Source organism: Vibrio sp. M260118 (assembly GCF_036533755.1).
GTDB lineage: Bacteria > Pseudomonadota > Gammaproteobacteria > Enterobacterales > Vibrionaceae > Vibrio.
In genome coordinates this window covers 1-1,514 of the sequence record NZ_JATABG010000564.1, presented here as the reverse complement: position 1 = coordinate 1,514, position 1,514 = coordinate 1, and the positions used below count along the sequence as shown (strand labels likewise).

Annotated in this window: 1 protein-coding gene; it reads left to right on the top strand. The window is 39.1% G+C overall.

Annotated features, from left to right (window positions below; translation table 11 throughout):
* Positions 1–1,514, top strand: a 1,514-nt coding sequence (locus QTO00_RS19595; RefSeq protein WP_331426239.1) for an N-6 DNA methylase, incomplete at both ends; no start/stop codon positions are given.

Below are 1,514 nucleotides of genomic sequence, written 5' to 3'. Positions count from 1 at the left end.
TTCCAAAGAAGAGTCTGTAGACACCGTAACAATGTCTGCCAATGGACGAAAAAACGGTAAAGGTAGAATTGATAGTAGGATTGGTAGTGTTGTGATTGAGTTCAAGCACCCATCAAAGTTTAGTACACAAGCTCAGGTGGACAGCGCTGTTGCTCAAACATTGAGTTATTTGAATGGACTTAATGATAAATCCCCAGGTAGTTACTATGGCTTTGTTACTGATGGAGTTAACTCTATTAGCTTAAGATTAGAGGGTGGGATTGAGTTTGTTGGTTCTAAACAACATTTAGGTGCTAAAGTTCTCCATAATTTAGCTAGTGCAATTGCGTTATTAAACCAAAAAGAACTGTCCCCTGAAAATCTAGTAGAAGATTTCTGCCGAGATGATAACTCTATAGCAACCAAGCTTACCCATAGTTTGCTTAGCGCTCTGGAGTGTAATATGACCGGACGTTCTGAAATGTTATTCATGGAATGGCAAGAGTTATTTAGGCTGGCTCATGATGATAAATCTAAACAAACTGCAATTATTGAAAGAAGGCAGGCACTAGAAAAAGTTGCAGGGCATAAACTTACAGACAATGAATCGGAATACAAAGTACTTTATGCACTGCAAACCGCCTACTCAATAATAGTAAAAACAATAGCCTATAAGGTTATCTCTTTACGGTTTGGTAACAGCATAGAGCGTTTTAACCAAATGCAGCGTTATGATTCAGCTTCTATTCGGCAGCATATGTCTAATCTTGAAGATGGAGCAATATTTAGAGATTACGGTATTGGGAACTTGCTTGAGGGGGATTTTTTCTCGTGGTATTGCTCTGAAGAGCAATGGAGCGATGAAATCTATCATGCGATAAATTCAGTGTATACGCTATTAGCTGATTATGAAGATAGAACTCTTTTGCGCGAAGGTCAGAAAGTGTATGATTTCTTTAAAGATTTATATATGCACTTCATTCCAGAAAAAGTTAGGCATTCGTTAGGGGAGTTTTACACTCCGCCGTGGCTAGCTGAGCATCTGGTCTCTAATGCCATTAATCATTGGGGGGGGGAAGCATGGCGTGCGCTTGACCCATGCTGTGGTAGTGGGACGTTCATTACGATTTTAATTGAGAAGGTTTTAAGGCGAGAGCACCCATCGAATGCTGAGAAGTTAAACGATGTCCTTAACTCCGTTAAGGGCATAGACTTAAATCCACTAACAGTGCTAACGGCTAGAATTAATTACTTCATTAACATATCGGATTTACTTGAAGAAGATTTAGATATCGAAATTCCAGTATATTTAGGTGATTCATCGTATGTGCCATCTAAGCTTATGTTGGGCAGTGTGGAATGTTTAGAGTACTCAATCAAAACATTAAAGGGTCCATTGCAAATAATAGTTCCAGCCAGTGCCATATCCGATTCTAAGCAATTTTCAAAAGCGATGTCTCGCATTGAGTATTTCATCAAAGCTTTGGACGGTGAATCTGTATACGAGACTTTACTTTCTTTGTGTGACGAGAAAG